The organism is Amycolatopsis kentuckyensis (genome assembly GCF_041679295.1).
GTDB classification, from domain to species: Bacteria; Actinomycetota; Actinomycetes; order Mycobacteriales; family Pseudonocardiaceae; genus Amycolatopsis; species Amycolatopsis kentuckyensis_A.
In genome coordinates this window covers 843552-868730 of record NZ_JBGDMD010000002.1, presented here as the reverse complement: position 1 = coordinate 868730, position 25179 = coordinate 843552, and the positions used below count along the sequence as shown (strand labels likewise).

Annotated in this window: 19 protein-coding genes; 4 read left to right on the top strand and 15 right to left on the bottom strand. The window is 72.0% G+C overall.

Features of this window, described 5'->3' with window-relative positions; genetic code table 11:
* Window positions 1–475 precede the first annotated feature (475 nt).
* Complete coding sequence (locus tag ACERZO_RS10290) at window positions 476–1672, bottom strand: helix-turn-helix domain-containing protein (protein WP_372664302.1); 1197 nt, start codon at window positions 1670–1672, stop codon at window positions 476–478.
* 197 nt (window positions 1673–1869) lie between these two features.
* On the opposite strand from ACERZO_RS10290, the gene ACERZO_RS10285 reads away from it, so the two are divergent.
* The 4 genes from ACERZO_RS10285 (at window position 1870) to ACERZO_RS10270 (ending at window position 7144) form a co-directional block, all read left to right on the top strand.
* Entirely contained in the window at window positions 1870–3078 is a 1209-nt protein-coding gene (locus tag ACERZO_RS10285; RefSeq protein ID WP_372664301.1) for a PucR family transcriptional regulator, read from the top strand.
* A 338-nt stretch (window positions 3079–3416) separates the two neighbouring features.
* Complete coding sequence (locus tag ACERZO_RS10280; RefSeq protein WP_372664300.1) at window positions 3417–4331, top strand: alpha/beta fold hydrolase; 915 nt, start codon at window positions 3417–3419, stop codon at window positions 4329–4331.
* 403 nt (window positions 4332–4734) lie between these two features.
* Complete coding sequence (locus ACERZO_RS10275; protein WP_372664607.1) at window positions 4735–5925, top strand: helix-turn-helix domain-containing protein; 1191 nt, start codon at window positions 4735–4737, stop codon at window positions 5923–5925.
* A gap of 25 nt (window positions 5926–5950) precedes the next feature.
* Complete coding sequence (locus tag ACERZO_RS10270) at window positions 5951–7144, top strand: PucR family transcriptional regulator (RefSeq protein ID WP_372664299.1); 1194 nt, start codon at window positions 5951–5953, stop codon at window positions 7142–7144.
* Here the strand turns inward: ACERZO_RS10270 and ACERZO_RS10265 are convergent.
* The 14 genes from ACERZO_RS10265 to ACERZO_RS10200 all read right to left on the bottom strand — a co-directional run bounded on the left by ACERZO_RS10265 (window position 7141) and on the right by ACERZO_RS10200 (window position 25092).
* Window positions 7141–12273 carry an acyltransferase domain-containing protein gene (locus ACERZO_RS10265; protein ID WP_372664298.1) on the bottom strand — a complete coding sequence of 1711 codons (5133 nt, stop codon included), beginning with the start codon at window positions 12271–12273 and terminating at the stop codon, window positions 7141–7143. The genes ACERZO_RS10270 and ACERZO_RS10265 overlap by 4 nt on opposite strands.
* Window positions 12270–13577: an AMP-binding protein gene (locus tag ACERZO_RS10260; protein WP_372664297.1), complete on the bottom strand. Its 1308-nt coding sequence runs from the start codon at window positions 13575–13577 to the stop codon at window positions 12270–12272. Before ACERZO_RS10260 ends, ACERZO_RS10265 begins: the two co-directional genes overlap by 4 nt.
* 144 nt (window positions 13578–13721) lie before the next feature.
* Window positions 13722–14306 carry a hypothetical protein gene (locus tag ACERZO_RS10255; RefSeq protein ID WP_372664296.1) on the bottom strand — a complete coding sequence of 195 codons (585 nt, stop codon included), beginning with the start codon at window positions 14304–14306 and terminating at the stop codon, window positions 13722–13724.
* The gene (locus tag ACERZO_RS10250; protein ID WP_372664295.1) at window positions 14303–14800 is read right to left on the bottom strand and encodes a hypothetical protein; all 498 of its coding nucleotides are present in this window, start codon (window positions 14798–14800) and stop codon (window positions 14303–14305) included. Before ACERZO_RS10250 ends, ACERZO_RS10255 begins: the two co-directional genes overlap by 4 nt.
* Window positions 14797–15903, bottom strand: a complete 1107-nt coding sequence (locus ACERZO_RS10245) for an MlaD family protein (protein ID WP_372664294.1) — start codon at window positions 15901–15903, stop codon at window positions 14797–14799. The genes ACERZO_RS10250 and ACERZO_RS10245 overlap by 4 nt, the downstream gene beginning before the upstream one ends.
* The gene (locus tag ACERZO_RS10240; RefSeq protein ID WP_372664293.1) at window positions 15903–16874 is read right to left on the bottom strand and encodes an MCE family protein; all 972 of its coding nucleotides are present in this window, start codon (window positions 16872–16874) and stop codon (window positions 15903–15905) included. The genes ACERZO_RS10245 and ACERZO_RS10240 overlap by 1 nt, the downstream gene beginning before the upstream one ends.
* On the bottom strand, window positions 16871–17869 hold the full coding sequence (locus ACERZO_RS10235) for an MCE family protein (protein WP_372664292.1): 999 nt from the start codon (window positions 17867–17869) through the stop codon (window positions 16871–16873). Before ACERZO_RS10235 ends, ACERZO_RS10240 begins: the two co-directional genes overlap by 4 nt.
* On the bottom strand, window positions 17869–18879 hold the full coding sequence (locus ACERZO_RS10230) for an MCE family protein (RefSeq protein ID WP_372664291.1): 1011 nt from the start codon (window positions 18877–18879) through the stop codon (window positions 17869–17871). The genes ACERZO_RS10235 and ACERZO_RS10230 overlap by 1 nt, the downstream gene beginning before the upstream one ends.
* Window positions 18876–19892 carry an MCE family protein gene (locus ACERZO_RS10225; protein WP_372664290.1) on the bottom strand — a complete coding sequence of 339 codons (1017 nt, stop codon included), beginning with the start codon at window positions 19890–19892 and terminating at the stop codon, window positions 18876–18878. Before ACERZO_RS10225 ends, ACERZO_RS10230 begins: the two co-directional genes overlap by 4 nt.
* Window positions 19889–21085: an MCE family protein gene (locus ACERZO_RS10220; RefSeq protein ID WP_372664289.1), complete on the bottom strand. Its 1197-nt coding sequence runs from the start codon at window positions 21083–21085 to the stop codon at window positions 19889–19891. Before ACERZO_RS10220 ends, ACERZO_RS10225 begins: the two co-directional genes overlap by 4 nt.
* Window positions 21082–21897: an MlaE family ABC transporter permease gene (locus ACERZO_RS10215; protein ID WP_372664288.1), complete on the bottom strand. Its 816-nt coding sequence runs from the start codon at window positions 21895–21897 to the stop codon at window positions 21082–21084. The genes ACERZO_RS10220 and ACERZO_RS10215 overlap by 4 nt, the downstream gene beginning before the upstream one ends.
* Window positions 21898–22683 carry an MlaE family ABC transporter permease gene (locus tag ACERZO_RS10210; protein ID WP_372664287.1) on the bottom strand — a complete coding sequence of 262 codons (786 nt, stop codon included), beginning with the start codon at window positions 22681–22683 and terminating at the stop codon, window positions 21898–21900.
* Window positions 22680–23411 carry a hypothetical protein gene (locus ACERZO_RS10205; RefSeq protein WP_372664286.1) on the bottom strand — a complete coding sequence of 244 codons (732 nt, stop codon included), beginning with the start codon at window positions 23409–23411 and terminating at the stop codon, window positions 22680–22682. The genes ACERZO_RS10210 and ACERZO_RS10205 overlap by 4 nt, the downstream gene beginning before the upstream one ends.
* 118 nt (window positions 23412–23529) lie before the next feature.
* Window positions 23530–25092: a DUF6801 domain-containing protein gene (locus ACERZO_RS10200; protein WP_372664285.1), complete on the bottom strand. Its 1563-nt coding sequence runs from the start codon at window positions 25090–25092 to the stop codon at window positions 23530–23532.
* Between the last annotated feature and the right edge of the window lie 87 nt (window positions 25093–25179).

Sequence of the window (25179 nt, the reverse complement as noted above, 5' to 3'; positions counted from 1 at the left end):
GCACGCCCTGAATGACTCATTCAAGACAACCGCCGGCGAGGCCGCCGACCTGCGCCCACCGAACCATCCCGCCGGGCGCCGGCTTTGCCGAGCCTCCCGCGGGCTCACTCCCCGCCGGGCAACACCGCCCCACGTCGGCCGTGTGCCGCGAAGGACCCATTGGCGACGCCAGAGGTCCCGAACGAGCCATTCGCAACCCCGGCTGCGGCTTGCCCAGCCGACTCACTCCCCGCCCGGCAACCCCCACCCCACCAGCCCAGCGCGGCGAACGAGCCGTTCGCAACCCCGGCTGCGGCTTGCCCAGCCGGCTCACTCCCCGCCCGGCAACGCCCACCCCACCAGCCCAGCGCGGCGAATGAGCCATTCGCAACCCCGGCAGCCCCGCCACCTCACTCCATACCTGGCAACCCCGCCAGGCCAGCACCACGAGCGACCAACCGCGACACCAAAGCCCCGCCAAAGCCACCCCGCCAACTCACTCCCCGCCCGGCAGCGCCCGTTCCGCCAGCAGCGCCAGCTCCAACCGCAGCCGCTCCCCCGGATCATCCAACCGCGCCCCGAACAACTCACCCAGCTTCTTCAACCGCGCCCGGACCGTCTGCGGGTGCAGCTCCAGCACCCGCCCCAGCTCGGGCGCGCTCCCGCGGGTCTGGACCAGCGCCAGCAACGTCTCCGCCAGCTGCTCCCGCCGCCGCTCCGGCAAGCCCGTCAACGGCGCCAACGTCGTCGACGCCAGCTGGGACACCAGGAACTCGTCCGCCAGCAGCAGCAACGTCGTCAAGTGGTCGCGGCACCACACCACCGGCCCCGGCGCGTCCAGCAACCCGCGCGCCGACAACTCCAGCGCGCGGCGGGCCACCCGGAACGATTCAGGCGCCGCCGCCGGGGGGACCAGTGGGCCGACCGCTGCCGTCCAGCCCGCCGGCAATCCGGCCAGTCCCGCCAGATCCGTGTCCGGGGCCGGGGTCAGCGCCGCCGGCGGGTCGCCCGACGGGTCCGCCGGGACGTGCTCCGGCAGCAACCCCGCGGGGAACTCCGGTGCGCCCGGCAGCGCGCGGAACGCCACCGCCGCCACGCACGACGGCACCGGCAGCCCCGACGCCGCGATCAGACCGTCCACTTCGGCCGGTGTGCGGCCGCCGAGCAGCGCGTGCAGCAGGCGGCGGTGGCGCTCGCCCGTGCCGGACATCGCCGCTTCCGCCGCGCGGTAGCCCTCGGCGACCGCCGCCATCGACGTCTCCACGTCGGCGAACATGCCCTCGGCCGCGCCGTACAGGACGTCGCCGGACAGGCCCGCTTCCCGGGCGATGTCGGCGATCCAGCGCCACGTCACCCGGCTCGACACGCGCACGGCCGCCTGCACCGCCTCGCGGCTCAGGCCATTGTGGAACGCCTCACGCCCGTGCCCGCGGAACTCCGCCAGCCGGTCGGCCTGCCACATCGCGGGCGTGCCGACGCGGTCGATGTCCCGCTCGATCCCGCGCCGCGCCTGCTCGATCGCCGCGACGCGCGTGGGGCCGCGGCCGAAACTCCCGGAATATTCCGGAATCTCGGCGGCGATGCCGTCGACGCAGGCCCGCGCGATCTCCGGGATCCGCGGGCGCACGGCGTCGCCGAGCTCGTGGGGCAGCCGCGCCCACACCGAGCCGTCCGAAGCGGGAGAACCGCGCATGGGGAATTCGGTCCTCCACCGGATTAATCGACACTCGGAAATAGCCCCCACCATCTGACACGGAGCGTAGGACGCCCACCCGTCCGTGTCAAAAGGACGTCATCCCGTCACCCTTTCCGGGAACACCTCGTTGATTTTTCAGTGACACAACCGTCGGATACGCTCTGCTCCGCCCGGACCGACTCGAAGGGGGATCGGTGGTCGAGTACCGCAGCTTCCGCCTGCTGGCCTCGCTGCCGCGCGCGCTGGGCGCGGGCCTGCGCCCGCATGTAGGACGCGCCGCGGCCGCGATGATCCAGGAGGTCCAGCGCACGGTCCCGGCGTACAGCCAACCGCTCAAGGGCGTGTTCGGGAAGGTGCTGGTCAAGAGCGTCGAGTACGCCGTCCAGCACTGCGTCGACTCGATGGGCGAGCCGGAGCTGGCCCACGACCACTGGATCGACTTCTACCGCGGCCGCGGCCGCATCGAGTTCACCGAAGGTCGCACGCTCGACGCGCTGCAGGACAGCGCCACCCTCGGGGCCCGGGTGGCCTGGCGGGCGATGCACCCCGGCGTCGTGGCCGCCGGCGTCGACCCGGCCGTCATCTCGGTCGCCGCGGAGGCCATCTTCGCCTACGTCGACGAGCTCTGCGCGACCGCGATCGAGGGCTACCAGCAGGCGCAGGCGGACGCCGAAGGCGCCGTCCCGGTCCGGCGGCGGCGCCTGCTCGAGCTGATCGTGCAAGCCCCGGAAGGCGCGGCGAGCAGCATCGCCGAGCTGGCCGGGGGCGCGGGCTGGCCGCTGCCCGAGACCGCCGCGATGGTCGCCCTCGAACGCGGCCCCGACGCCGCCGGCTTCCCCGCCGACCTGCTCGGCGACGGCGTCCTGGCCGACCTCGACGGCCCCGAGCCGTACTTGCTGACCCGCGACCCGGACGCCGACCTCGCGCCGCTGGAAGCCAAGCTCGACGGCTGGCGGGCCGCCGTGTCGCCCACCGTGCCGCTCGCCGACGCCCCGGCCGCGCTGCGCACCGCCCGCCGGGCGCTGCTGCTGTCCGGGCCCGACGTGCCCGGCCCGATCATCTGGTGCCGCGACCACCTGGCCACGCTCTGGCTGCTCGCGGAGGACTTCCTGGCCGCCGAGCTGGCGCGGCAGAGCCTCGACCCGTTCGCCTCCCTCAGCGAAAAGCAGCGCGACCGGCTCGGCGAGACCCTGCTGGCCTGGCTGGAGACGCGCGGCGGGGCGCCGGAGATCGCGCAGCGCCTCGGCGTCCACCCGCAGACCGTGCGCAACCGGCTGCGGCAGCTGGAGGAGCTGTTCGGCGATCGGCTGAAGGACGCCGACGACCGCCTCGGCATGCAGCTGGCGCTGCGGGCTCAGCGGCTCATGCGCGCGCACCGGCCGGACGGTGAGCGGGAGCGCTGAGGGCGCGGTCGAGCACGCGCACCGGCACCGGCAGCACGCGCCGCCACGGGCGCCGCACCGGCCGCGGGGGCCGAGGCTCTCGCGAACAGGGGTGGAAACTCGCGCGGCAGGACATCAGCGCGTCCGGTGCGTCATTGCGACCATGCCTTCGAGGAATACGCGGATACCGGCGGAATGTCGATACGCATTACCGGGTGAACCGGGAAAACCCGCACCCCCGATCGCCTTTCGGCGGCCGTTCTTGTCACCCGCACCCGCATTCCCGGGAAGTGGCGTGCGACACATCCGGCGCGAGTGGTCGGATGCCCTATTTTCGGGTCCGCGAGAAAGGGCTCCCGATGACACTCGAGACGCACACGCTGACCCTCCACGGCCGCCGGCTCCGGCTGCACGAGCACTTGCCCACGACGGGTGCGCGCGACGAAGCGATCGTGCTGCTGCACGGGATCGCGGGCAGCGCCGAAACCTGGACACCGGTGCTGGCGCGATGCGGGGCACTCGGCAAGCGCGTGCTGGCACTCGACCTGCCCGGCCACGGCGAATCCGAGGCGCCGCGCGCGGATTACGGTCTCGGCGCGCTGGCGAGCACCGTGCGGGATGTGCTCGCGGTGTCCGGCGTGCGGCACGCGACCGTCGTCGGCCACTCGCTCGGCGGCGGCGTCGCGCTGCAGTTCGCCTACCAGTTCCCGGAAATGTGCGACCGGCTCGTCCTGGTCGCCAGTGCCGGGCTCGGCCCGGAGGTGAGCCCGGTGCTGCGCGCGACGGCGTTGCCGGGCGCCCGGGCCGTCGTGGCCTGCGCGGTCAACCGGGGCACGCTCGCGATCGCGCGCGCCGCCGCTCGGCTCGGGCGCCGGCTCGGCGGATCGTTGAAAACTGAAACACGTGAGCTGGCAAGGCATTTCGGCTCGCTCGCCGACCCGGCGCGGCGGCGGGCGTTCTTCTCCATCGCGCGCAGCCTGATCGACCTGCGCGGCCAGCGTGCGACGGCGCTGGAGAAGCTCTACCTGGCCGAAGCCGTGCCGGTGCTGCTGGTCTGGGGCGCGCGCGACCCGCTCATCCCCGCCGCGCACGGCCGCCGGGCCGCCGAGCTGCTGCCGAACAGCCGCTTGACCGTACGAGAAAACATGAAACACTTTCCGCACGTGGCCGATCCGGACGGGTTCCGCCTGCTCCTGCACGAGTTCGTGACAACGACCGAACCCGCGCGGCTCACGCTCGACGACGTCGTCGCACGCCTGACGGCCGGGTGGTGAGCCCGCGGAAACACCCCGCGGAAAAGTTGTCACCCGCGCACCATCCGCCCGAAGCGGAAGTGTCACCTCACATCGCGCCGTTCCACCCGTTCGGGTGTAGTCCGGACGGGTTACCGCAAAGTCAGCGGAGAACCCGTTGACACTGCGGTTCGCGCGAAATTATGTTGCCTGAGCCACAAAATCCGGACCGGCTTCGACGACGAAGAGGCCGGTTTTGTTGCCAGCAAGGATAAAACACATGACCGACGTGGACACCGGGTTCGCCGCCCCCGCCCTGCGCGCGGGACGGCCGAACCCCGGAGAACGCCCTTCCGGACCGGCTTACCGGCACCAGTCCGTGTCGGCCGACCGGCCCCGGACCGCCTACCCGCCCGCTCCCCGGGCCCCGGCGGAACCCCGGCCCGTGCGCGCTTCCGGCGCCATCGGGCTGTGGGCTTCGCTGCCCCGTGAGCTGGCGATCCGCTTCAAGCCGCGGGTCGACCCGCTGGCCCGCGCCATCCTGCAGGAGGTCCAGCGGGCGGTGCCCGAGTACCGCCAGCCCCTCGAAGGCGCGTTCGGGCACATCATCACGCAGGGTGTCCGGCAGGCGATCATCCAGTGCCTCGACAGTGTCGGCACCCCCGGTGCCGTGCCACTCGAAACGTGGACGACCGTGTTCCGCAACCTCGGCAAGATCGAGTTCAACGAGGGCCGCAGCCTCGACTGCCTCCAAACGGCCTACCGGGTCGGCGGACGCGTCGCGTGGCGCCACATTTCGGAGTTCGGGCAGGCCGCCGGCGTCGCCGCGGACACGCTCTGCACTTCGGCCGAGGCGATCTTCGCCTACGTCGACGAGATCTCCGCGCTCTCGATCGAGGGCTACACGGCGGCGCAGACCCGCGCGGCCGGCACCCGGGCGAGGCGCCGGAGACGGCTGCTCGAACTCCTGCTCGCCGACCCGCCGTCGGCGCCGCAGACCATCAGCGCGCAGGCCACGACCGCGCAGTGGGCGCTGCCGGCGGAAGTCACGGTCGTCGCCCTCGAACCGCGCGCCGACCAGCACAGCCTCGCCGCGCCGGACCTGCACTCCGACGTCCTCGTCGACCTCGAGGGCGGCGAGCCGTGCCTGGTCACCGGGGACGCGGAAAAGCACCTGAAGAACCTCGGCGAGCGACTGCAGGGCTGGCGCGCGGTGATCGGCCCGACCGTGCGGCTCACCGACGCGCCGCGGTCGCTGCTGTGGGCGCGCCGGACGCTCAAGCTCGTCCAGCGCGGCGTGCTGCCGGACGCGCCGGTCACCCGCTGCACCGACCACCTGTCCACGCTGTGGCTGCTCGCCGACGAGTTCCTGGTCCGCGAGCTGTGTTCGCGCAGCCTGGAGCCGTTCAACGACCTCACCCCGAAGCAGCGGGCGCGCCTCGGCGAGACGCTGCTGATCTGGCTGCAGTCCCGCGGCAGCGCGCCCGAGATCGCGAAGAAGCTCAAGGTGCACCCGCAGACCGTGCGCTACCGCATGCACCAGCTCATCGACCTGTTCGGCGACCGGCTGAACAACGCCGACGACCGGCTCGACATGGAGATCGCGCTGCGGGCGGAGGCCCTGCTCGGCTCCTGACTCCCCTTCAACGACGAGGTGGGCCATGACGGGACCGTCCGGCGAAACGACGTACGGGCCGATGCTCGGCGGCGACGGCCGGCCGGGACAGCTGTGGGCCATGCTCCCCCGCGAGCTGGCCGCGGTGTTCCGGCCGCGCCTGCTCGACGTCGCCGACGAGGTGCTGCGCGAGATCCAGCGGACCATCCCGGACTACGCCCGGCCGCTCGACGGCGCCTTCGGCAAGGCGCTGCGGGCGGGCGTGCAGGCGGCGATCCTGCAGTTCATCGACCGGATCGCCGCGTCCGGGCCGATCCCGGACTCGCGGCGGAAGGTGTTCGTCGGGCTCGGGGTGCACGAGCTCGCGCAGGGCCGCAACCTCGACGTCCTGCAGGCGGCCTACCGGGTCGGGGCGCGCGTCACGTGGCGGCGGATGGCCGAGGTGGGGACGCGGGCGGGCGTCCCGTCGGCGACGCTGTGCCTGCTCGCCGAAGCGATCTTCGCCTACATCGACGAGCTGTCGGCGCTGTCGATCGAAGGGCACGCGGCGGCGCAGGCCCGGGCCGCCGGCGCGCTCGAACGACGGCGTCGCCGCCTGCTGGACCTGCTGCTCGCGGACCCGCCGTCACCGTCGCGGACGGTCCAGGAAGCGGCGACGGCGGCGGACTGGCCGTTGCCGCACCGGCTGGTCGCGGTGGCGCTGGACGGACCCGCGGACGTCGCCGGATTGGGCGCGCTGGAGGACTTCGAAGACGGGACACCGCGGCTTCTCCTGCCGGCGCCGTCGGACCGTGCCGCGTTGACGGCCGCGCTGTCGGGGCACCGGGCCGCCGTCGGCCCGCCGGTGCCGCCGCGGCAGGCGGGCCGCTCGCTGGCGACGGCGCAGGAGGCGTTGCGGCTGATCCCCGACGTCCTGCCGGACGAGCCGCTGACCTGGTGCGAAGACCACCTGGCGACGCTGTGGCTGCGCAAGGAACCGTTCCTGGCGACGGAGGTGTCCCGGCGCCGGCTGGCGCCGCTGACGGCGTTGAACCCGAAGCAGTACAACCGGCTGGCGGGGACGTTGCTGGCGTGGCTGGAGACGTGCGGCAACGTCCGCGAGGTGGCGGACCGGCTGGCGATCCACCCGCAGACGGTCCGCGCCCGCGCCCAGGAGCTGGAGGCGTTGTTCGCCGACCACCTGCGGGACCCGGACGACCGCTTCGAGATGATCCTCGCTTTGCGCGCGACGCTGACCTAGACCGGCGTGATGCCCGGGCTGGTGCGGCCGGCCAGTTCGGCGGCGAGGTGGCTGACGTGCGGCGGCTCCAGCATCGACCGGTGGTCTCCCGGCACCACCTCCACGTGCAGGTCCGGGCAGCAGGCCGCCCAACCGGCCGCGGCCGCGGCCGCCGTCAGGTAGAGCACGACCCGGCCCGCGTACGGCTCGGCCGGTTGTGGGGCTTCGGCCTCGAACAGCACCACGACGTCGACCTGATCGCCCAGTGCGGTCAGCCGTCGTGCGGTTTCGAAGGCCAGCACGCCGCCGCTCGCCCAGCCGCCCAGCCGGTACGGCCCGGCCGGCCGCACCTCCCGCAGCTTCTCGACGCCGGCGTCCACATCGGACACGTCGAGGACGTGGCACGGCACGTCCTCGAGGTAGTCGAGGAGCGGCCGGTACACCTCGGGGTCGCCGAACAGCACCAGCGGTGTGCCCGAGCGCCGGGCCCGTACGGGGACCGGCGTGCCCGTCACGTAGCCGGCGAGGTCGTCGAGGCGCGCCCCGCCCAGCAGCAGCGGTACCGGCAGCGCGACGCCGAACTCCCGCTCGACCGCGGCCCGCGCGCGCATCGCCGTCAGGGAGTCCAGGCCCAGCTCGACCAGCGGCACGTCCGGCGTTACCTCGCGGCCGAGAATTTCCGCGACGACGGCCGTGAGCCGGTCGCGCGGCGTGGCGGCCGCGGGAGCGCCGGCGGGGAAGTACGGCCGCCGGACGAAGTCGCGGCTCGCGTCCGGTCGCGCGATCCCGACCGACGGCCGGTCGGCCGCCAGCACGGCCGGCAGGGCTTCGACGGCTTCCGGCAGCGCGCCCCAGTGCACCGTCGTCGTGGGCAGGCCGCGCGAGCGGCGCCAGGTCGCGAACGCGTCCAGCCACGCGTCCGCCGTCGCGTGGGCCGTGCGGCCGGGCTCGCCGAACAGCGCCGCGGTCGAGGCGTACGTCAGCCACCAGTCCGGTGGCGCGTCGGCGGTCGCTTCGTGCAGTCGCCGCGCCCCGAGCACCTTCGGGCGCCACACGGCCGCGACGTCGTCGCCGGGCGCGCTCGCCGCGTGCACGATTCCCCGCAGTGGCAAACCGTCCTCGGTGGCCGCCGCGACGAGCCGTTCCGCGACGCCGGGCGCCGCGATGTCGCCGTCGACGACCACGACGTCCACCCCGGGGAGTTCGATCTCGTCGAGTCCACAGAGGACTATGCGGGTCGCCCCACCGCTCGCCAGCCAGCGCGCGGTGGCCGAGCCCAGCGCGCCGAACCCGCCGGTGACCACGTAGGCGCCCGGTCCGATCGCCCCACCGTCGACGAGCGGGACGCGGGTCAGCCGCGCCGCGTACCGGACGTCGTGGCGCCAGCGTACTTCGTCGTCGGGGGCGTCCGAACGCAGCTCGCGTGCGAGACAGTCCACATCGGACCGGGCGTCGCAGTCGACGAGCGTCGCCCGTAGTTCCGGCCGGTCGAAGGCGAGCACGCGCACGAGCCCCCGCAGGAACACGAGCCCCGGCTCGCCGCTGGACTGCGTGACGAGGTGGAACCGGACGTCCGGGCCGAGGCGCGCGACCACCGAGCGGACGGTGTGCAGCAGGTCCCGGGCGTCCTCGGGGTCGTGGTAGGCGTGCGGCGCGCCGGCGAGGAAGACGACGCCGCGCACCGGCCGTTCGGTGAGGAAGCCCGGCAGCTCGTCGAGGTCGTCCTGCGGCAGGGAAAGCGCCTCGTCGCCGGCCGCGGCCAGCGCGAGAGCGAGGCCGACGGCCCGGCCCAGGGCGGCCGGGTGCTCGTCCGTCAGCAGCAGCCACGAACCCGGTTCGCCCGGCCCGGTCAGCGGCGCTTCCGGCCACGTCGTCCCGAAGGCGCGGGCGGCGAGCGGCACGTCGCCGGGTGCCCGGAAGCGGACGTCGGCGAAGTCGGCGACGACCTCGCCGTCTTCGGTGACGAGCTGGACCGCTCCGGTTCCGTCTTTGCGGCACCGGACGCCTCGGCCCGGGTCGCCGAGCAGCCGGACCCGGCCGAACCCGGCGGGCTCGCCGGGCCCCAGGCAGGCGCCGGCGAGAACCGGGTGCAAGGCGTACCCCGGCGGCGAGGGGTTCACCGTCCTGTCCACTTCGGACAGCGGGGTCGGCGCCGGATCGGTGTCGGCCGCAACCCACGCGGTCGCGTGCCGCACCCAGCCCGCGCCCGCTTTCGCCCGCACCACGGCGGTGCCGTCGACGCGGATTTCCGTGCTGAGCAACGTCTCCCCGGTCACCGCGAGCACCCGGTGCACCTCGAGGCCGTCGACGCGGACGCGGCGGGTGCCGAACAGCTCCCGCGCGCCAGCCAGGAACAGCTCGAGGAATCCGGTCGCCGGGAACACCGGGACGTCGTGCGTGCGGTGTTCGCCCAGCCAGGCGGGGGCGTCCGGGGCGATCGTCGCCTGCCAGAGGTGCCGGTCCTCGCCCGGAACCTCGACACGGGTGCCGAGCAGCGGGTGGTCCGCAGGCCGCCGTGGCAGGCGGAACGTGCGGTGGTCCCACGGCGGCGGGGGCAGGTCGAGCACGGGTGCCTCCGGGTAGCGGCGATCGAGCACCGCCGGGTGGCCGGCGGTGTGGAGTTCGGCGAGCGAGCGCGCGAAAGCGTTTTCTTCACCGTCGCGGCGGCTCAGGCTGGCCAGCGTCCGCACACCGGCGGCGGTCTGCTCGACAGCGGGCAAGGCGATGGGGTGCGGCGAGATCTCGGCGAACCAGCGGTGCCCGTCGGCGACGGCGGCGGCGACCGCCTGGGTGAACCGGACCGGCCGCCGGAGGGTAGCGACCCAGTGGTCCACATCGAACACCGGGCTTTCCACCGCGCTGGAATAGCAAGTGGTCACCGGCGGCCGGGGCCGCAGGTGCCCGAGCGCGGCGCGGAACCGGCCGAGAACCGGCTCGACGGCGGCCGTGTGCCCGGTGCCGTCGAGCCGTCGCGCGAGCCGGCCGAGACCGTCCACCCGGGACACGAGGGCGGCGATGTGCTCCTCGCGGCCGGCGACGGTGCACTGCGTCGGCGAGGTGTACTCGACAACGGTGAGGCCCGGCTCGTGCACCTCATCGCCCGGCAGCTCGACGACGGCCATCGCGCTCGGCGGAAGTTCCGCGAGGAGATTCGCGGCGGTGACGACGACGTCGAGACCGTCCCCGACATCGAGCGCCCCGGCGACAACAGCCGCGGCGACCTCACCGGTCGAGTGCCCGAGCACGGCGGCGGGCTCGACACCGTGGGCCCGCCACCAGTTCGCGAGGGCGACCTGAGTGCCGAACACGAGCGGCGCCACGACGGCGGGGTCGCCGAGCGGCCGGCGCAGCGCACCTCGCAGCGAAAACCCGGCTTTGGCGAGGAAGACCGGCTCGAGAGCGGCAACGGCGGCCCGGAATTCAGGCTCGGCCCCGAGCATGCGCCGCCCCATCGCGGGCCACTGCGACCCGGCACCGGAGAAGACGAAGACCGGCCGCGGGAGTTCGCGCCCGGCGGTGCCCCGTACCAGATCGGCGGTAGTCCGCCCCTCGGCGAGGGCCCGCAGGCCGTCGAGGAGGGCGGCCCGGGACGAGGTGACAACGGCGGCCCGCAGAGGCAGGTGCTCCCGCCGCCGGCCGAGTGCGGCAGCAAGATCACCGGGCGCGGTGGACCGGCCCGGCCCGGCAAGCCAGTCGGCGAGGTCACCGGCCCGGCGGCGAAGGGCAGATTCCGAGTGGGCGGACAAGGCGAAGATCTGCGGCCGCCCACTCCAGCGTGAGCCCGGCGCGGCGGGGATGAGGGGTTTCGGCCATTCTTCGAGAACGACGTGCGCACCGGCCCGCCCGAAGGCCGAGACCCCGGCGCGAGCGGTCCCGCCATAGCGCGGCCAGTCAGTGGGGCTGTCCACCAGGGACAACCGAGGCGTGCCGGACCGCCGCGCCGGCGACTGCCGCCCGGACTGCGGGTCCGGCGGCGCGGGCCGACCCGCCGGCTCAGCCGCACCGGAAAGCCGAGCGAGGTCCGGGCGCGCAGACCGGTCCGCCGGCTCGCCCGCCCCCGACAGCCGAGCCGGGCTCGGCCCGGCGAGGCCCGACGAGGGCGGGATCCGGTTGTGCCACAACGCGAGCACCACCTTGATCAACCCGAGAATCCCCGCCACCTCATCGAAATCACCGAATCCCGGCGAACCGAACAACAGCGGCCGGCGACCGTCCCGGTTGCGGCCGAGCACCACCTCCAGCGCCTGGCCCTCCACCAGCGACCCCTGCGTCTCGACATAGTCCACAGTGGCCGGATCCGAACCCGCCACCGCATGCGCGTCAGCCAGGACCTGCGCCGGCAAGCCACCCGCCCGACCGGCCGCACCGACCGCGCTGCCGCGGATCACCGCCAGCACCCGGTCACCGTCACGGCGGGCATCGGCCAAGCGCTTCAGCACTACCACCCCGGCCACCAGCCCCGCCACCCCGGCGGCGACCATCACCTCGGCTTCCCCCGCCGCCAAAGCGCGCACCGCCTGATGGACCGCCGTCAACGAGGCCGATCCCTCCGCGTCCACCGAAACACTCGGACCGCGCAAGTCGAACCAGTCCGACACCCCGCTCGCGATCGCCGACGCCCCGGCCGAAACCCCCGCGAACACCCCCGTCCGGCTGCCGCGCAGTGTGCCCGGTGCCAGGCCCGCGTGCTCGAACGCCGCCCACGTCGTCTCCAGCAACAGGCGCTCCCGCGGGTCCAGCTCCGCCGCCTCGGCCACGTCGATGCCGAAGAACGCCGGGTCGAACTCCGCGTGCGAAGCGCCGGGCACGACCGCACCCGAATTCAACGCCCGCCAGTACCCCTCGGGCGACTCGATCCCCGGCAGCCGGCACCCGATGCCGAGCACCGCCACCGGTTCGCCCGCCCGGGGCCGCGGCCGGACGTCGAGCGCCGCCACCAACGCCGTGATCGACGGGTACCTCCCCAGCAGCCCCAAGTCCGGTTCGCGGCCGAGCAGCTCCCCCAGCTCGGCCGCGATCGTCGCCGCGTCCCGCGACGACAGTCCCAGCTCGGCCAGCGGTACCCCCGCGTCGACCAGCTCCGGCGTGAGGCCGGCCAGCGCGGCGATCCGCTCGGTGAGCCACCGCCGCAGCTCGTCGGGGTCGTTCACCGCAGGCCACCGAGCGCCGCGCCCGAGGGCAGCACGACGACCCTTCGCGGCGTCAGCCCGTGCCCGGCCGACAACGCGGCCCGCACGGCCCGCTCGACCTCCCCGCGCGGCGGCACCTCCCCCGGCCGCAGTTCGACGACGACCACCACCCGCTCCCCACCGAACGCGGCCGCCGCGCGCACCGCCGCATGCGCCCCCCGCACCGTTCCTTCGAGGTCCCGGGGGTCGTGCCCGCCGACGACCCGGCCGAGCACCGAAAGCGCGCCCGACTCGGCCAGGAACCCAAGGTCCCCGGTCCGCAACCACCACCGCGGCTCGTCGTCCTCGGCGAGCAGGGCGCAGAAGACGCGCGCGGACTCCTCCGGCCGGTTCCAATAGCCGCGGCCGACGTTCGGGCCGCTCACCCAGATCTCGCCGACCTCCCCCCGGGGTCGCCGCCGGCCGCCGGAGTCGACGATCGCGATCCGCTGCCCCGCGGGCGTTCCCTCGACGCTGACCACTGCCGTCGCTTCGGCCAGGACGTGGCACACCCGCACCGCGCCCGCGGCGAACGCCTCCCGGAACCGCGCCAGGTCCGGATCGGCGGCACTCGCCAACGTGCCGGCGTCGAGCGGCAAGGAGGAAAGCGGCTCCCGCCGGTCGAAGAGCACCACGGGCCGTCCGGTGGTGACCGGCAGCGCGACCGCGAGCAGCAACCCGAGCGGATCACACGGCGGCAGCCAGCTCGCGATCGTCCGGCCCGGGAGCACGCCGGCCACCTGCCGCGCGTTGGCCAGGATGTTCGCGTGCGTGACCAGCACACCGGCCGGGTACTGCAGATACGCGACGTCTTCCGCGGCCACCGGATCTTCGGTGAATTCGCCCGCTTCTTCGACGATATCGACGGCCAGCACGCGGTGCCCGCAGGTGTCCAAACCGGAAAGGAATCGCCGGGTGGCGGCCACGGTGTCCGCCGTCGCCAGCACGATCGAAGGTTCGGCGTCGGCGAAGGCCGCCCGGTTCCCGGCGGCCAGGGGGATCGCGACGAGACCGGCCCGGATCGCGCCGAGGAACGCGACGACGTGGTCCACGGGCCGCGCGACGAGGATCGCGGCCCGCTGCCGCGGTTCGGTGACCTGGCGCAACGCCGCCGCGACGGCGGTCACGCGGCGGTTCAGCGCCGCCCACGTCCACGTGGTCCCGAGCCACGTCAGCGCCGGCTCGTCGCCCGCCACCGCGGCCCGGCCGGCCAGCAGGGTGGAAAGCGTCGTGGCCCCGGCTTCGGCGACGCGGCCACCGAAGACCCGTTCAGAACTCGTGAGCATGGATTCCTCGCGCATTTCTCGCGGCGGATCGGTGATTCACCGTATTTCCCGCGTTGAATCCGTGTCAACGAACCGGGAATGCGCGGAAATACTTTGTCATTCCGTTCACTGCGACGCGGGCAACGCCTGTTGTCAACGTGACAATCACGCGGCGGACATCCCGGTGACGCGCCACTTCCCGGCCACGCGCTCGGCCGTGACGCTCAGCTGGGCCGCCCCGGTGCTCCGCTGCCCGTCGCCGCGGGTGCCGGTCTGGTCGAGGAACACCAGCAGCGCCGCGCGGTCGCCGTCGAGCAGCTTCACGCCGGACGCGACGGCGGTCGACGTCACCACGAGCTTCTGGTCCGCGGCCAGCTTGCGGACCTGGCCGAAGAGCTGGTCGTACTGCGCGAGCGCGGGACCGGCGAGGAGGTCCTTCGCCGCCTGCTCGTTCTTGGCCGGGTCGTCGTAGCGGTAGGAGAACAGCGTGCCGAGCGCGGCGCTGATCTGCTTGCCGGCTTCCGCCGTGCCCGCGACGTCGGAAAGCGCGGTGTTGTGCGCGACGACGGCGTTCGTGCTCCGCGCTTCGAGCGTGAACCACACCGCCAGCCCGGCCATCACGACGGCGAGCGCGACGACCACCCACGGCACTCGGCGGCGCGGTTCCACAACCGGCGTTTCGGGCTCCGGCGCGGGTTCGTGGTGCCGCCCGGCGACCTTCACCGTTCGCTTCTTCGTCGGCACGGTCATGGCGTCTCCCCCGTCGGGACCTGGCCCAGCCCGGTGACCCGCCAGCCGTCGGGCCCGCGCGTCAGGTCGGCCTGGAACCGGTTGCGTTTCGTCACGGCGTCGCCGCCTTCGGGCGCCACCACCAGCTCGACCGACGCGATCAGCTTCGCCGTCCCCGCGCCGGTGTCCACTTCGGTCACCGCCGCGTCGGTCACCTTTCCGGTGGTGACGGTCTTCGCCTGCGCGATCCGGTCGAGACTGCCTTGCCGATCGGCGGCCAGCTCGTCGTGCAGCGCGCCACCCGAAAGGTCCAGCCAGTGCTGGTAGCCGGGCGCCGCCTGCCGGTAGTCCAAAGTGGTCAGTCCGGCGACGGCCGCCCGGCCCGCCGCGAGCGCGTCCTCGCGGACGACCGCGCGTGCGACGCCGTCGTCGTGCGCCGCCTGCCACCAGGCGTACCCCGACCACCCGGACGCGGCGGTCGCCAGGACCGCCAGCACCCACACGACAATCCTCACGGCCGTCCTCCCGGTGCGTTCTGCGAACCCCGCACGTTCGTCGGATTCCCCTTCGGCAGCGCGCACCGCGCGGCCGTGTTCAGCGGGCGGGTCGACGTGTCGAGGCCGTTGCGGTACGGCGTCGGGTACCCGGTGGTGCACGGCGGCGGGTCGAAGAACGTCAGCGACAGCCCGAAGTGCGCACCGTCCGGCCGGATCACGGCGCTGCCCGCGGCGACCGCCTGCGGCGCGGTGATCAGCAGCTGCCGCAGCCCGTCCTGGCGGGCTTCGAGGATGTCCGCCGTGGTCAGCAGGTTGGCCAGCAGTACGCCCAGCTGGGGTCCGGAGTCGCGGATGAGCGCGCCGACCTCGTTCGCCGCGGCGGGCACGGCCGGGATGAGCGTGCGCAGGTCGCCGTCGGACTGCTTCAGCGTCGACGCGAGCAGCTTCGCGTTCACGCCGAACTCGCGGATCGCGTCGGCCTGCTGCACCTGCGTGTCGAGCACCGTGTGCGCGTCGGTGACGAACCTGGTCAGCGGCGCAACCTGAGCGCTCGCGGCCTGCACGAACTCGATGCCGCGGCCGACGAGCTGGTCCAGCGCCGGGCCGGCGTCGGTCGTCGCGTTGTACAGCTCGTCGACGACCGTGCGCAACGCGGGCTTCGGCACCGAGTTGGCGAACGAGTCCACTGTCGACAAGACGACGTCGACCGGCAGCGGGATCTTCGTGTCCGCTTGGGTGATCACGGACCCGTCGTGCAGCTTCGGCCCGCCGTCGGTGCGCGGCCGCAGGTCGACGTACTGCTCGCCGACGGCCGAGCGGTCGGCGACGACGGCTTCGGTGTCGGCCGGGACGGGCGCGGTCCCGGAGTCGATCTCGAGGTCGGCTTCCATCCCGGCCGGGGTCAGCCGCAGCTCGCCGACGCGGCCGATCGGCACGCCCCGATAGGTGACCTCGGCGTTGGTGAAGATGCCGCCACCGGTCGGGAACTGGGCTTTCACGGTGTACCCGCGGTCGAAGAACACCTTGTCGAGCCCGGCGTAGGTGGCCCCGACGTAGGCGACGCCGAGGACCGCGACGACGACGAAGATCGTCACCTGGACGCGCACGAACCGGGTCAGCATCAGTGGCCCACCTTCAGGAACCCGTTGAGGTAGTCGCCGCGGATCGTGTCGAGGGCGGCGTCCGGGAACGGGAAGGTGAAGATCATCTCCATCGCCTTGGGCAGCTTGTCGCCGGAGTCGGCCAACCGCCGCAACAACGGTTCCAGGGCCTTCAAGTCGGCGACGAGGTCGTCCTTGCTGCGGTTCACCGTGTCGACGGCGACCGAAGTGAGGCCGTCGAGGGATTTGAGCATGCCGACCAGCGCTTCCCGCTGCTGGTTGAGGACGCCGATGCCCGGAGTCAGGCCGTTGAGTGTCGTGGTGATCTGGTCGGTGTGCGCGTTCAACGTCTGCGCGAGCTTGTTGACGCTCTCGATCGCGCGGGTGATCTCGGTGCGGTGCTCGTCGAGGCCCTTCACGAAGGCGTCCAAACTGGACAGCAGGCTGCGCGCGGCGGTTTCGCGACCGCCGAGGGCCTCGTTGAGCTGGTGGCTGATGTTCTGGACCTGAGCGACGCCACCGCCGTTGAGCAGCAGCGACAACGCGCCGAAGACCTCCTCGATCTCCGGCGTCAGGGTCGACCGGTCCAGCGGGATGGCCGCGCCGTCGAGGAGCCGGCCGGACGGCGTCGCGTCGTCCGGCGGGGCCAGCTCGACGAACTTCTCGCCGAGGATGCTGGCCTGCCGCAGCCGCGCGACGGCGTTGCCCGGCAGGTCGACGTCGCCGTTGAGCAGCAGGTCCACGACGGCGCTGTGCCCGTCCGGCGCCAGTTCGACCTTGACGACCTGCCCGACCGGGACGTCGTTGACCTTGACCCCGGACTGCGGCACGAGGTCGAGGACGTTGGTGAAGCTCGCGGTGACGTGGATCGGGTGGTCGCCGAGCGCGGCGCCGCCGGGCAGCGGGATGTCGTAGACGCTTACCCCGCGCCCGCAGCCGGTGGTGACCAGCGCCAGCGTCACCACCGCGGCCAGCTTGACCAGGGACTTCATTTCGGCTCCGCGAACTCGAGGAGGTTGCCGCGGCCGTCGATGGTGCCGTTGGCCTGGTCGTAGGCGCCCAGCAGGTTCGTGAGCGCGTTCGGGGCCGCGCTGAGCGCTTCGGCGAGGGAGTCCTTCTGGTTCACGAGCACCTTCGTGACGTCGGCGAGCTTGTCCACATCGGACTGGACCTTGCCGCGGTTGTCCTTGATGAACCCCTGCACGACGGTCAGGGCCTGGGTCAGCTCGGTCAGCGCGCCGGAGAACTGGTCGCGCTGGTCGGCCAGGACCTTGCTGAGCGAAGCGATCTGCGAGATGGCCTGCTTGACCTGCCCGTCGTTCGCGGCGAGCATCGCGGTGAACTTGCTGATGTTGTCGACGGAGCCGAAGAGGTCGTCCTTGGAGTCGCTCGCGGCGCGGGCGAACTCGCCGAGGTTCTTGATCGCCGTGCCGATGGTCTGCCCGTTGCCGTTCAGGTACTCGGCCGACTTGGTCAGCACCTCGCTGACCGCGCCGTCCCGGTTGGCGCCCTGCGGACCCAGTGCGGTCATCAGCTGGTTCAGGCTGTGCAGGAGGTCGTCGACCTCGACCGGGGTCGCGGTGCGCTCTCGCGGGATCGACGCGCCGTCGGCCAGCTGCGGGCCGCCGTGGTAGACGGGCGTGATCTGCACGTACCGGTCGGCGACCAGGCTGGGCGTGATGACGACGGCGCCGGCTTCGGCCGGCAGCTGGACGTCGGGCTTCAGGGTCATCGTCACCTTGACGTCGGTGCCGTTCGGTTCCACTTTGGACACCGAGCCGATGGCGACGCCGAGGACGCGGACGTCCGAGTTCGGGTAGATGCCGACGGCGGCCGCGAAGTAAGCGGTCAAGGTGCGTTCGGCCGGCGCGGTGGCAATCGGCCAGGCCGCCGAGACCACCAGTGCGAGGAGCACGCCGAGGGTGAGAGCCCGCATTCTCGCGCGCCGGCGCGCCTGGGCTCCCAGGTCGATGAGCTGGTGGGCCATCAGCGTCCCCCGTTCTTGGGTGGCAGGCAGCTGCCCGGCGTGGTGCCGGTGGGGATGAGCCCGCAGATGTAGGTGTCGATCCACCGGCCGTTGCCGACGGCGTTGCCGAGCAGCCGGTAGAACGGGCCGGCCAGGCGCAGGCTGTCCTCGAGCTTGCCCTGGTTCTGCTGCAGCACGGTCGCCACGCGGTCGAGCTGGTCGAGTGCCGGGCCGAGCGTCTTCTGGTTGTCGGCGACGAGCCCGCGCAGCTGGATCGACAGGTTCTTGATGCCGGTGAACAGCTGTGCGATGGCGTCCTTGCGGGCGTTGAGCTCGGTGAGCAGCGTGTTGCCGTCGCGGATCAGCGCCTGGATCTGGTCGGAGCGTTCGCCGAGCGTCTTCGACACCTGATTGGTGTTCTGGAACAGCTTCACCAGCTCGTCGTCCCGGGACGCAAGCGTTTGCGACAGGGCGGCGATGCCGTCGAACGCCGTCCGGACGTCCTGCGGCGCCGAAGCCCCGAGCGTGTCCGACAGCACCCGGAACGCCTGTGCGAGCTGGTTCGTGTCGATCGCGCCGACGGTGCTCGCGAGGTCGTTGAACACCTCGGTGACGTCGTAGGGCGAGCTGGTGCGCTCGGCCGGGATCGGCTGGCCGGGGTTCAGCTCGCCGTTGCCGACCGGGTCGAGGACGAGGTTCTTCTGGCCCAGCAGCGTCTTGATCTTGATGGCCGCGGTCGTCCGGTTGCCGATCCAGGTGTCCTTGACCCGGAACAGCACCTCGACGTGGTCGCCGGCCAGCCGCACGTCGGTGACCTCGCCGACCTTCACGCCGGCGACGCGGACCTCGTCGTTCGGCTTCAGCCCGGCGGCCTCGTGGAACTCGGCCTTGTAGGTCGTGCCGCCGCCGACGATCGGCAGGTCGTCCGAGAAGAACGTCGCACCGCCGATCAGGGCCATGACCAGCGCGGTCACCGCGCCCACGACGATCGGGTTCCGGCTGCGGAACGGCTTGATCCGAGGGGGTTTCACCGGCACCTCGCAGCGGTCACGGGGATGCCGGGCGGCGGACCGCCGGGCGCCGGCTTCGCGTCGGAGTCGACCGCGCACAGGTAGAAGTTCGCCCACGAGCCGTAGGAGAAGAGCGTGCCGATCCGGTCGAGCTTCTTCGGCAGGTTGTCGATGAACTGCTGGAACACCGGGGTGTTGTCGGCCAGGTTCTTCGACAGGTCGCCGAGCGCGGTGATGCTGTCCTTGAGCGGCTGACGTCCTTGCTGCAGCAGCTCGGCGGTGGCGGTGGTCAGCTCCCCGAGCCCGCCGATGGCCTGCCCGATCGGCTTGGCGTCCGCGGCGAGGCCGGTGACGAGCTGCGCGGTCGTGTCGACGAGCGCGTCGAACTGGTCGCCCTGGGCGTTCACGGTGTCGAGGACGGTGTTGAGGTTGCCGATGACCTGGCCGATCACGGCGTCCTTGCCGGCCAAAGTGGACGTCAGCGAGGCGGTGTGCTGGAGCAGGCTTTCGATCGTGCTGCCTTCGCCCTGCAGCACCTGGATGATCTCGAACGACAGCTGGTTGACGTCGTTCGGTGACAGCGCCTGGAAGAGCGGCTTGAAGCCGTTGAACAACGCGGTCAGGTCGAGCGCCGGTTTGGTCCGCTCCAACGGGATCTGCGCACCTTCGGCGAGGGTCGGCGAGGTGTCCGTGGCGCCCGGGTCGACCGAGAGGTACCGCTGGCCGACGAGGTTGCGGTAGCGGATGGTGATCGCGGCCGACGCCGTCAGCCGGTGCGCGCGGTCGACGGAGAAGCCGACGTCGGCGAGCCGGTGGTCGACCACCTTCACGTCGTCGACCTGGCCGATCCGGACACCGGCCATCCGGACTTCGTCGCCGGGGTTGACCGAGGTCGCGTCGGTGAACCGGGCCGTGTACCCGATCGTCGCGCCGACGCTGGAGTTGGCGATCGTGATCGCGAGGATCCCGGTCGCGACGGCGGTCACCAGGAAGAAGACCAGCCCCTTGACCGCGGGAGCCACCACGCTCCTCATCGGACGCTCACCTCCGTTCCGCGCAGCGCCGGTCCGATGAGGACACTGCTCCAGTCCGGCATGTCCCCCAGCGCGGGTTTCAGGATCTCGGCGACGAGCTGCCGTTCCCCCGGCGAGTTGGCCGGGCCGAGGTCGCCGTCCGTAGCGCCCGAAGACGCGGACCCGCCGCCGTAGCACTTCGGGCCGCCGGTCGCGTCGTAACGCGGGTTGTCGCGGCCGGGCACGTACTTCTCGCGCGGGTCCTGCACGGTGAGCGTCACGTGCAGGCCCGGCTCGTTCGTCCCCTTGCCGAGGGCCTTCTCCATCAGCGGCTTGAGCCGGTTGACGGCGTCGAACAGGCACGGGAACTCGGGCGAGTACCGCGACAGCAGTTCCAGCGACGGCCGGCTCGCCGCCGAGACGCCGATGATGTTGTCCTTGTTCTTGCGCAGGAAGTCGTTGAGGTGCCCGGTCGCGCTCGTGACGCTCGAGTACAGGCTGTCGAGGTCCGCGCGGGTGTCCACAATGGTTTTCGCGGTCGTCGACAGGTCGGTCAGCGCCTGCAGGATGTCCGGCGCCGCGGTCGTGTAGACGTCGGCGGCGTTGGCCAGCCCGGTGATGTCCGCCTTGAACTGCGGCATCAGCGGGTTCACCTGGCCGAGGAGGTCCTGCAGCTTGACGATGCTGTCGCCGATCGGCTGACCACGGTTGTCGAGGGCTTGCGAGATCGCGCCGAGCGAGCTGTTCAGTTTCTGCGGCTGGACCGCGCGCAGCAGCGGCAGCAGGTCGCCGAGCACGCGTTCCAGCTCGATCGCGTTGGCGGACTTGTCCTGCCCGATGACGTCTCCCGCGGCGAGCCTCCCCTGTGGACGGTCCGGCAGCACGAGGTTGACGTACCGCTCGCCGAACACGGTCTTCGGCAGGAGCCGCGCGGAGACGTTCCCGGGCAGCAGGCCGATCTTCGCCGGGTCGAGCGCGAGGTCGATCTCGGCGCCGGTGCGCGTGCTGCGCACCGCCCGGACCTCGCCGAACGGGACGCCCTTGACCTTCACCTCGGCGGTCGGCGCGAGCTGGTTGCCGACCCGGTCCGCGCGCAGCGTCACCAGCTCGGAGTCGTCGAAGTCCTTGTCGTAGATGGCGACCGCGAGGTAGCCGAGCAGGACGAGCACGCCGAGGAACGCGACCCCGGCGAGCTGCGTGCCGAACCGGCTCATCCCGACACCTTCACCGTCGTCGTCGCGCCCCAGATGGCCAGGGACAGGAACAGGTCGAGGACGCTGATCAGCACGATCGAGGTCCGCACGGCCCGGCCGACCGCGACGCCGACCCCGGCCGGCCCGCCGCTGGCCCGGTAGCCGTAGAAGCAGTGCGTCAGGATCACGCCGACGCTGAAGACGAGCACCTTGCCGAACGACCACAGCACGTCGCCGGGCGGCAGGAACAACGTGAAGTAGTGGTCGTAGGTGCCGCCGGACTGTCCGAAGAAGACGACCGTGGTGAGCCGCGAGCCGAGGTAGGAGATCAGCAGCCCGATGACGTACAGCGGGACGATCGCGATGAACCCGGCGACGATCCGGGTGGTGACCAGGTACGGCATGCTCCGCACGGCCATCACCTCCAGGGCATCGATCTCCTCGGAGATCCGCATCGCGCCGAGCTGGGCGGTGAACCCGCTGCCCACTGTGGACGACAGGGCGAGCCCGGCCACGAGCGGCGCGATCTCGCGGGTGTTGAAGTACGCGGTGAGGAACCCCGTCATCGCCGAGATGTTGATCTGGTTCAGCGCGCTGAAGCCCTGCAGGCCGACGGTGACGCCGGTGAACACGCACAGCCCGACCATCACGCCGATGGTGCCGCCGATCACCGCGAGCGCGCCGCTGCCGAACGTCACCTCGGCCAGCAGCCGGACGACTTCGCGGAAGTAGCGCGTCACGGCGAGCGGGACGGCCGCGATCGCGCGGACGTAGAAGAGCAGCTGGTCGCCGAGGTCGAACAGCCGGTCGCCGGGTTTGCCGAGGATGGCCACTCAGGTTCCCTTCGCGGGGACGAGCTGCAGGTACAGCGCGGTCAGCACGGTGTTGACGAAGAACAGCAGCAGGAAGGTGATGACGACGGACTGGTTGACGACGTCGCCGACGCCCTTCGGCCCGCCCTTGGGGTTGAGGCCGCGGTAGGAGGCGACCACCCCGGCGAGGTAGCCGAAGATCACCGCCTTCACCGAGCTGACGACGAGGTCGGGCAGCTGGGCGAGGGCGTTGAAGCTGGCCAGGTACGCGCCGGGCGTGCCGCCCTGGATGATGACGTTGAAGAAGTAGCCGCCGAGCACGCCGACCACGCTGACGAGCCCGTTGAGCAGCACGGACACGCCGACGGCGGCCTGCACCCGCGGCACGATCAGCCGGTGGATCGGCGAGACGCCGAGCACCTCCATCGCGTCGATCTCCTCGCGGATGCTGCGCGCGCCGAGGTCGGCGCAGATCGCGCTGCCGCCGGCGCCGGCGATGATCAGCGTCGTCACGATCGGGCTGGCCTGCTGCACGACTGCCAGGACGCTCGCCGCGCCGTTGAACTGCTGCGCGCCGATCTGGCTGGTGAGCGAGCCGAGCTGCAGCGAGATCACCGCGCCGAACGGGATCGAGACCAGGATCGCCGGCGTGATGGACACGCTGGCGATGAACCAGAACTGCTGGATGAACTCGCGGACCTGGTACGGGCGGCGGAACATCGCGAGGATGATGTCGAGGCCCATCGCGCACATGCGGCCGAATTCGCGCAGGCCGTTGACCGCCCGCTGCTGCACCTGGATCGTCATGCCTTGCACCCGCTGCTGAAGCACCGCAACGTGAGGTTCGAGACGAACGTGTTGCCCGGCCCCGAAACCAGGCCGGTGAGCAACCGGCTCACGTCCTCGTGCCCGACGCACCCGGCGAACGGCGGCGCGGTGAACGTCGAGGTCACCTTCACCGGCGGGGCCGGCAGCGAGATCGGCACCAGTGCCTTGATGTTCACCGATGCGGGCTGTGCCGTCCGGCAGTTCGGGCCGACGTCGAGGGTCTTACCGTCCACTTTCGCGTCTGAGAGCTTGATGAACACCTTTGCGGTCACGTCGGTGTCGGCGCAGATGTTCGTCTGCGTGGCCTTGCAGTTGGTGTCCTTGCCGGTCTTCACGGTGGCCGTGCCGGTGGCGTCGCCGTCGGGGATGATCTCGACCCGGCCGGTGGTGGCCATGAACCGGAACGCGACGAAGTAGCCGTTCGTGGGCGGGATGCTGAGCTTGCCGGAGATCGGCACGGTGCTGGTGAGGCCGCCCAGCGCGCCGTCGAAGGTGCCCGGAGGGAAGGCGATGTCGGAACCGAGCTTGGCCACGTGGCTCGTGGTCGGCTGCTGCGCGTCCCCCAGCGTGAACCCGAAGGGGATCGGCGTGGCCGCTTGAGCCTGGGACGGCGCGGTCTCGCCCGGCGCGGCTTCCGCGGCGCCGAGCGAGAACGCGGTCAGCGCCAGCACGAGCAGGAGCGGCACCGCGCGTGTCAGCACTGACATCCGTAGTTCCTCATGGTTCGTAGTTACTCACGATTCCCGTTGTCACACAAGGAATCCCGATTTCTTGTCACACCGCTCAGTGGTGCGCGGCGCGGTTCTTCCGCGCCGCGTCACAACTTCACTTCTTGGTCAGGTTCACTTCCAGCTTGTTGCCCGGGCCGGAAGTGATGCCGGTGATCAGGCCGGTCAGGAAGCCGCAGCCGGTGAACTGCGGGATGCCGTAGGTCGCCGTCAGCTTGCCGCCCTTGAGCGGGTCGAACCCGGCCGCGGAGACGAGCGGCACGTCGGCCGGCTTGACCGTGTGGCACGAGTTCGACGACAGGATCGGGAACCCGAACACGCGAACCTTGGTGAGCTGGACGTCCACCTGCGCGTTGGCCTTGACCGCACCGCCGGTGAGGGTGCCGTTGATCGCGCCGACCTGGTTCAGCTTCACCGTCGCGGACGCGGGGATGAAGCCGAGCACCCGGAAGTCCACATCGGACTTGGGCAGCGCGAGCCGGGCGCCGAACTTGCCGGACGCGGCGTCGAGCTTGGCGTCCAGGGTGCCCGGGCCGAGCGGCAGGGTGGCGTGCAGCTGCTTGATCGTCGACTTGCCCTTGACCGTGTACTTGACCTCGATACCGCCCGGCGGGGTGGTCGGCTGGGTCGTCGGCGTGGTCGGTTCGGTGGTCGGGGTCGTCGGCTCGGTCGTCGGGGTGGTCGGCTCCGTGGTCGGAGTCGTCGGCTCCGTCGTCGGCGTGGTCGGCTCCGTGGTCGGAGTCGTCGGCTCCGTCGTCGGGGTCGTCGGCTCCGTGGTCGGAGTCGTGGGCTCCGTCGTCGGCGTGGTCGGCTCCGTCGTGGGAGTCGTCGGCTCGGTCGTCGGGGTCGTCGGCTCCGTCGTGGGAGTCGTCGGTTCCGTGGTGGGAGTCGTCGGTTCCGTCGTCGGAGTCGTGGGCTCCGTCGTCGGCGTGGTCGGCTCGGTCGTCGGAGTCGTCGGCTCCGTGGTCGGCGTGGTCGGCTCGGTCGTCGGCGTCGTGGGCGTGGTCGGCGTCGTCGGGGTGGTCGGCGTCGTGGTGCCGCCCGCCGGCTTGATCTCGAACGTGCCCAGCTGCTGGTTCTGGCCCGGGACAGCGACGCAGTCCGAGGTGAACGTGCCGAGGTCGGTCGGCTGGCCGTCCGCCGTGCGCGGGGTCATCGTGGTGCTGAAGTTCCCGACCGTCACCGACGCGGTGCCCGGGCTGGGGAACGTCACGGCCGGCGCCTTGCCGCTGCTCTTGACGTGGAACGCGCCCGACGGCGGGACCGGCGTCGAGGCGATGGTCAGCGGCAGGTTCAGGTTCAGCGTCTTGTCGACCGGGTACTTGAGCACGGCCGCGGCCTTCGCCGAGCCGTCGAGCGACGTGGCACCGACCAGCGCCAGGCCCTCGGTCGCGGTCTCCGGCACGGTGACGTCGACGTCGAAGGTGATCGGGGTCGACGAGGCGCCCGCGACGGCGTTGTCCGGCAGGTTCGTGTCGATCTTCACCGACAGGACCTGGTCGCCGATCAACGGGAACGGGCAGTTGTAGTTCAGCGTCAGGCTCACCGGCGCGGCCTGGGTCGGCCCGGCCCCGACCAGCGCGACGGTCGCCGCGACGCCCGCGACGGTCGCGACGGCGAGGCCGTAGGCGGGCTTTCTCGACTTCCACGAAAACTTCACGGATCGTCACCTCGGGGAATGGGGGTAATTTCAGCGAAAAGTACCTCCGTAAAACCGGGTTAACAAGCGACGCCGAATTCTTTGTCA